The 7,319-nt window shown below is 73.5% G+C and carries 6 protein-coding genes; 5 read left to right on the forward strand and 1 reads right to left on the reverse strand.

Annotation, left to right across the window (positions count from 1 at the left end):
• The 5 genes from AB8Z36_RS24230 to moeZ all read left to right on the forward strand — a co-directional run.
• On the forward strand, positions 1-1,418 hold a 1,418-nt coding region (locus AB8Z36_RS24230; RefSeq protein WP_369215480.1), incomplete at its 5' end, for a glycosyltransferase.
• Positions 1,415-2,668, forward strand: coding sequence for a hypothetical protein (locus AB8Z36_RS24235; protein WP_369215481.1), 1,254 nt, complete (start codon positions 1,415-1,417; stop codon positions 2,666-2,668). The genes AB8Z36_RS24230 and AB8Z36_RS24235, both read left to right, overlap by 4 nt.
• 147 nt (positions 2,669-2,815) lie before the next feature.
• Positions 2,816-3,769 carry an NAD-dependent epimerase/dehydratase family protein gene (locus AB8Z36_RS24240; RefSeq protein ID WP_369215482.1) on the forward strand — a complete coding sequence of 318 codons (954 nt, stop codon included), beginning with the start codon at positions 2,816-2,818 and terminating at the stop codon, positions 3,767-3,769.
• Positions 3,757-4,506: a spherulation-specific family 4 protein gene (locus tag AB8Z36_RS24245; protein WP_369215483.1), complete on the forward strand. Its 750-nt coding sequence runs from the start codon at positions 3,757-3,759 to the stop codon at positions 4,504-4,506. The genes AB8Z36_RS24240 and AB8Z36_RS24245 overlap by 13 nt, the downstream gene beginning before the upstream one ends.
• A gap of 63 nt (positions 4,507-4,569) precedes the next feature.
• Entirely contained in the window at positions 4,570-5,748 is a 1,179-nt protein-coding gene (gene moeZ, locus AB8Z36_RS24250; protein WP_369215484.1) for an adenylyltransferase/sulfurtransferase MoeZ, read from the forward strand.
• Between the two features lie 126 nt (positions 5,749-5,874).
• Here the strand turns inward: moeZ and AB8Z36_RS24255 are convergent.
• Positions 5,875-7,319: alpha/beta hydrolase (locus AB8Z36_RS24255; RefSeq protein WP_369215485.1), on the reverse strand; the 1,445-nt coding region annotated here is incomplete at its 5' end.

Raw genomic sequence — 7,319 nt, forward strand, 5'->3', positions numbered from 1 at the left:
GTTCCGTTGCCGGGGCGGTTTCCATGGCGGTGGCGGACCGTTTCAGCAGTGCGCTCTACGGACTCGCCGAGCTGGCCCGCGAGGAGGGCGGTCTCGTGGGCGCCCTGCGCTCCGAGGTGGCCGTGCGCACGCTGGAGCGCGCCTGTCGCGCGCCCGGCGCGCTGCGGGCCGCCCGTACCGCCCGGGTGCCCGACCTGCTCGCCGCCGCCGGGCTCATGGAGCGGGCGCTCCGGCCGCTCTCCCTCGACTGGTACGAACCCGGCGACCTCGGCTCGGCCGACCTCTGCCACGCGACGGCGGGCGGCCCCGCGGCCCTGCCCGGCCTCCTCGCCAAGCACTTCGCGGGTGTGCCGCTCCTCGTCACCGAGTACGGCGTGCAGCTGCGGGCGCACTACCTCGCGGCGGGCGTGACGGACCTCAGCGCACCGGCGCGGGCCCTGCTCGCCTCCTTCCACGGCCGCCTCGCCGCGGAGGTCTACCGCGAGGCCACGCTCATCACCCCGGGCAACACGCACGTACGGCGCTGGCAGGAGCGGTGCGGCGCCGACCGGGCCAAGCTGCGCACGGTCCACCCCGGCATGGCGGCCGACCGCTTCGCCGACATCGGTGAGCGGGGCTACGAAGACCGCGCCACCGGCCCCGGCACGCTGCTCTGGGTCGGCCGCGTCGAACCCGCCAAGGACCTGATCTCGCTGCTCCACGCCTTCGCCGAGGTCCGCGCGCAGGAGCCGGGCGCCCGGCTGCGGATCGTCGGGGCGGCGGCCGAGGGGCGCGAGGCGGCGGAGTATCTGGCGCACTGCCGGGCGCTGGCCGCGCAGCTCTTCCCCGACGAGGCGGACGGCGCGCACGCCGTCGGCGACAACCCCGTCTCCTTCGAGGAGATCGGCGGCCCCGAGGTGCCCGACCTCGCCGACGCGTACGCCGGGGGCGGCGTGGTGGTGCTCTCCAGTGTCGTCGAGGGCTTTCCGATCAGTCTGGTCGAGGCGATGTTCTGCGGACGCGCGACCGTCTCGACGGACGTCGGCGCGGTCGTGGAGGTCATCGGCGGCACGGGACTCGTGGTGCCCCCGCGCAATCCCCGGGCGCTCGCGGAGGCGTGCGTGGCACTCCTGCGCGACCCCGCGCGGCGCGAACGCCTGGGCGCGGCGGCGCGGGCACGGGCCCTGGAGCTCTTCACCGTCGAGCAGAACATCGCGGCATTTCGCGGCATTTACCTGGAGATCGTCTCGCACTGCCCGGTGCGCCGTGACGCCCTGGACGCGGCGGGCGAGCCGGTGCCCTTCGCCACCCCGGCGGAGGCGCGGATGCCGGGCCGCTGGGCGGCGTCGGCGACCGCAGCGGAGGCGGCCGCGGTGCCCCGCTGGGCGGCACAGGAGGGCGACGTGCCCGAGCAGTTGAAGGGGGCGGCGACCGTATGACACACCAGGAAGACACCGACGGCACGGTCGACGCGCCCCGGGCCCCCGCGGGGGCGAGCGGCTGGAACTCCCGCTCGGAGGAACTGCTCGCGGGGGTGGCGCTGACGCCGGGTCCCGTCGCGGCGTCCGGGCCCACGTCGGCCCCCCGTGCCCCGAGGCCCCCGCGCCGAGGCGCCGCCGACCCGGTGAAGGCGCTCATGCACCAGCACCGCGACCTGTGCGCACACGCCGTCGACCCCCTGGAGATCGCCGCCGGTCTGGAGGCGCACGGCCTGACCGACCGGGGGGCGGCGCGCTACCGCCACCGGGACGTGTTCTCCCTCGCCGAGGAGATGTACGCGCGCGTGCCCCGCGACGACGACACCGACCGTCCCTCCTCCGGCGCCGTGGACGACACGGCCCGAGCGCCGGAGGCCGAGCCCGGATGGGCCCTGTTCGCGCTGCTGCCCGGCGCCGCCTGCGCGGCGACGGTGGCGGCGGCGCGGGTGAGCGAGGGGGCCGCGCGGACCGCCGTGGTGCTCGGCGGCGCCCTCGCCGTGGCCGTGGCGCTGCGGTGGTCCCTGCGGCGCGGACCGCTGCGGCCCGGCACCGGCCGGGCGCGGCCCACGCGCGCGTGGACCTGCTGGCTCATCGCCTACGGACTGCTCGGCGACGCCCTGCTGCGAAGTGCCGTCGCGGGCGGCCCCGACGGCCCAGGTGAGCTGTGGCAGCCGTCCGTGGCCGCCGCCCTCGCCCTGACCGCCGCCGTCGCGCCCGCGACCTGGTGCGCGCGGCTCTTCGCCGTACGGGCCGGGCGGCGGCTGGGCGCCAGCCGTGGCCTCGACGAGTTCGCCGCCTCCGTACGCCCGCTGCTGTTCGGCGTGGTCGCCCTGTTCCTCGGCGCCCTCGCGGGGCTCCTCGTGGCGGCCCGGACGGTGCTCGGCGACCCCACGCCCTTCGCCGCCGCGGGGACGCTCGGCGCGCTCCTCTTCCTCGCGCGCCTGCTCGCCGCGCACGGCTTCCACCGGGCCCCCGCACTGCTCCTCGCGGCGGCGGGCGCCTGTGAAGTGACCGCGCTCGCCACGGTGTTCGCGGGCCGCCTGCCCGGATGCGACGCACTGGCCACGCCCGTCACGGCCGCCGTCGACGCCCTTGGACCCGGCGTCGTACCGGCCGCCGCGTGCGGTGCCGCCGCCCTCGTCCTGCTGGTGCACGCGGCGCGGACCCTGACCCTCGCCTCGGCCCACGCCCGCTCCGGCACCGCGCCGTGAGCCGACCCACCGACCACGACCACCTTCCCGCGGGGCCGACACCGCGGGCGCCTCATCCCGTGACTCACGGCACCACCCCGAAGGAGAAAGACAGATGACCACCCGCAGTCGCTTCCGCCCGCGAGCGGCCACCCCGGGAGGCGCCCGATGAGAGTGCTGCTGATCGGAGCCAATGGATACCTCGGCCGATTCGTCGCCGACCGGCTGCTCGCCGACCCGGCCGTCCAGCTCACGGCGCTCGGCCGCGGCGACGACTCGGACGTACGGTTCGACCTCGCCAGCGGCAGTCCGGGCGCGCTCACCCGCTTCCTGGACGCCGTCCACCCGGGCGTCGTGATCAACTGCGCCGGTGCGACCCGGGGCGGCGCCCGCGAGCTGACCAGGCACAACACCGTCGCCGTCGCCACCATCTGCGAGGCGCTCCGGCGCAGCGGGTGCGGGGCGCGGCTGGTGCAGCTCGGCTGCGGCGCGGAGTACGGACCGAGCCAGCCGGGGTCGTCGACCGCGGAGGACGCGGTGCCGAGGCCCGGCGGCCCCTACGGCGTCAGCAAGCTGGCCGCCACCGAACTCGTGCTCGGCTCCGGGCTCGACGCCGTCGTCCTGCGGGTGTTCTCGCCCGCGGGGCCCGGCACGCCCGCCGGATCGCCGCTCGGGCGGCTCGCGGAGGCCATGCGGCGCGCGATGCAGGCGGGGGACGGCGAGCTCAAGCTGGGCGGCCTCGGAGTGCAGCGGGACTTCGTCGACGTACGCGATGTGGCGCGGGCCGTGCACGCGGCCTCGCTCTCCGCCGCGCAGGGCGTGGTGAACATCGGCGCGGGGCGTGCCGTCCGGCTGCGCGACGCCGCCGCCGTGCTCGCCCGCGTCGCGGGGTACGGCGGTGCCCTGCACGAGCTCGACCAGGTGCCCGCGCGGCCCACCATCGGGCACCCCCGCGGCGAGCCGGACCACGGCGGGCCCGCCGTCTATCCGTATCCGGACGGCTGCGGAAGCTGGCAGCAGGCCGATGTGCGCACCGCGCGCGACCGGCTGGGCTGGCGGCCCCGCATCAATCTCGAAGAGTCCCTCGCCGACATCTGGATGGAGGCCGCATGCCGCATCTGACCAGGGCCACCAGGGGCACCTCCGCCACCGACATCCGCGTCGGCTTCGGTGTCCCGGGCTTCGCCCACCCCCTCGTCGCCCCCGTCGAATGGGCCGAACTGACCCGCCCGGGCGCCCCTTTGAAGTGGGTTGTCCTGAATGTCGCGAACGGTCCGGGGGAGCGGCCCGACCCGCACTGCCTCGAAGCGGCGGGCCGCCTGCGCAACGCGGGCATCCGGGTGCTCGGCCACCTCGACCTGCGGTACGGCGCCCGAGGCTTCGGCGAACTCGTCTCCGACGCCCACCGCTACCTCGACTGGTACCAGGTGGACGGCTACGCACTGGACCGCTGCCCTGCGGAGCGCACCGGTCTGCCGGAGGTGCGGCGGACCGTCACCACCCTGCGCGCGCTGGTCGACGGCGCGCACATCGTGCTCGGCCACGGGACGCACCCCTATCCCGGATACGCCGAGACGGGCGACCAGTTGGTGACCTTCGCGGGGCCCTGGAGCGACTACCGCTGGTCGCAGGTGGCCGCATGGACCGCCGACTACCCTCCCGAGCGCTTCTGCCACCTCGTGCACGGCATGCCGCGCGGCCATCTGGAGGAGGCGCTGCGCATCGCGCGCTGGCAGGGCGCGTCGACGATCTACTTCACCGACCGGGTCGAAGGGGACGGCGGAGCGGACCCCTGGGAGACCCTGCCCGGCTACTGGGACGAAATCGTCTCGCGTATCGGAACAGGTATCTCGGAATGAAGAAGGGCGTGGCAGTGTTACTGGCAGAACAACCGTTCCGCACAACCGACCAACGGAGTCCCCGTGTCGCTGCCACCCCTGGTCGAGCCCGCCTCTGAGCTCACCGTCGACGAGGTCCGCAGGTACTCCCGCCACCTGATCATCCCCGACGTCGGGATGGACGGGCAGAAGCGGCTGAAGAACGCCAAGGTGCTGTGTGTCGGCGCCGGCGGCCTCGGGTCGCCGGCGCTGATGTACCTGGCCGCGGCCGGTGTCGGCACCCTCGGCATCGTCGAGTTCGACGAGGTCGACGAGTCCAACTTGCAGCGCCAGATCATCCACAGCCAGGCGGACATCGGCCGCTCCAAGGCGGAGTCCGCCAAGGACTCGGTCCTCGGCATCAACCCGTACGTGAACGTGATCCTGCACGAAGAGCGGCTTGAGGCCGACAACGTGATGGACATCTTCAGCCAGTACGACCTGATCGTCGACGGCACGGACAACTTCGCCACGCGCTACCTGGTCAACGACGCGTGCGTGCTGCTCAACAAGCCGTACGTCTGGGGCTCGATCTACCGCTTCGACGGTCAGGCCTCCGTCTTCTGGAGCGAGCACGGCCCCTGCTACCGCTGCCTGTACCCGGAGCCCCCGCCGCCCGGCATGGTCCCGTCCTGCGCCGAGGGCGGCGTCCTCGGCGTGCTGTGCGCGTCGATCGGCTCCATCCAGGTCACCGAGGCGATCAAGGTCCTCACGGGCACGGGCGAGCCGCTCGTCGGCCGCCTGATGATCTACGACGCCCTGGAGATGCAGTACCGCCAGGTCAAGGTCCGCAAGGACCCCGACTGCGCGGTCTGCGGCGAGAACGCCACCGTCACCGAGCTCATCGACTACGAAGCCTTCTGCGGCGTCGTGTCCGAGGAGGCCCAGGAGGCGGCGGCCGGTTCGACGATCACTCCCAAGCAGCTCAAGGAGTGGATCGACGACGGCGAGAACATCGAGATCATCGATGTCCGGGAGATCAACGAGTACGAGATCGTCTCCATCCCCGGCGCCAAGCTGATCCCGAAGAACGAGTTCCTCATGGGCACCGCGCTCGGCAGCCTGCCGCAGGACAAGAAGATCGTCTTGCATTGCAAGACGGGTGTCCGCAGTGCGGAAGTCCTCGCCGTGCTGAAGTCCGCGGGCTTCGCGGACGCGGTCCACGTGGGCGGCGGCGTGATCGGCTGGGTCAACCAGATCGAGCCCGAGAAGCCGGTCTACTAGAGGTCCGGAGCATCAGGGCAAGGCCCCGCACCGCGAGGTGTGGGGCCTTACCCGTGCCCCGGGTCCGGGGCTGGCCCGGGACCGGCCGCGACCGCTCCAGGACTCCCCAGGACTCCCCAGGACTCCCTAGGACTCGCAGACCTTGCCGTCCTCCGGTGTCCTGCCGTCGAGGAGATAGGCGTCGACCGTGTCGTCCACGCAGTCGCTGCCGTTGCCGTACGCTCCGTGGCCCTCGCCCTTCCAGGTCACGTGGACGCCGACGTCCTTGCCCAGCTCATCGGCCATCTTGCGGGCGCCCTCATAGGGAGTGGCGGGGTCCCCGGTGTTGCCGACGACGAGGATCGGGGCGGCGCCCGGGGCGCTCACCTCGGGGGAGTCGTGCAGTCCCGCGACCGGCCAGTCGTGGCACCAGCCGGCCGTGTCCCAGCCGAGGAACTCCCCGAACACCGGTGATATCTCCCGGAACTCACCGAGGCGCTTCTTCGCCTCCTCCGGGGTGATCCGCGCCTTGGCGTCACGGCAGGAGATCGCCCGCTGCGAGTGGCTCTGCGTGCTGTACCGGCCCGAGGGGTCGCGTTCGTTGTAGGCGTCGGCGAGCTGGAGCAGGGAGGAGCCGTCGCCCTTCTCGGCGTCCTGGAGGCCGCGGGTCAGCGCGGGCCAGGTCTGCTTGCTGTAGAGCGTGACCAGGATGCCCGTGCTGGCCAGGGACTCCGTGAGCTTTCTGTCGCCCGAGGCGCGCATCGGCTCGGCGTCGAGCCGCTGGAAGAGCTTCGCTATCTTCGCGGTGCCCTTCCCCGGGTCCTCGCCGCGGGAGGTGAAGTAGTTGTTCAGGGCGTGCTGGAAGCCCCTCGCCTGGTTCTTGGCGTGGTCGACGGAGTCCGCGCTCGGGTCCACCACCGCGTCGAAGGCGAGCCGGCCGACCCTCTTGGGGAACAGGTGGGCATAGGTGCCGCCGAGCTCCGTGCCGTACGAGACGCCCATGTAGTGCAGCTTCTCGTCGCCGAGGACCTGGCGCATGAGGTCCATGTCCTGGGCGGCCTCCGCCGTGGAGACATGCTCGATGAGCTTCTTGGAGCTCTTCGCGCAGCCCGCGCCGAAGTCCGCGGCGTCCTCGAAGTACGCCTTCTCCTCGGCCGCGGTGTCCGGCGTGAGGTCGACCTTCTGCTCGGCGGCCTGCGTCGCCCTGTCGTCGCGGCACCGCACGCCCTCGCTGGCCGCCACTCCGCGCGGGTCGAAGCTCACCAGGTCGTACCGCTCGCGCAGCGAGCCGTAGCTGTCGGCGAAGGAGGGCAGGCCCGAGACGCCCGAGCCGCCGGGGCCGCCGAAGTTGAAGAGCAGGGAGCCGATGCGCTTGCCCTCGCCGGTGGTGCGGCCGCGGATGAGGGCGATGCCCATCGTGTCGCCGTCCGGCTCGGCATAGTCGACCGGGACCTTGAGCGTCGCGCACTGCCACCCCGAGCCCGGCGCGGTCCCGCCCTCGGGCGCCTCGCAGCGGCCCCAGTCCAGCTTCTGGGAGGTGAGCGAGGCGGGCAGGGTGGAGGAGGGGTCGGGTCGTGGCGCCGAGTCGGCGG

This window comes from Streptomyces flavofungini, assembly GCF_041028215.1.
GTDB lineage: Bacteria > Actinomycetota > Actinomycetes > Streptomycetales > Streptomycetaceae > Streptomyces > Streptomyces flavofungini_B.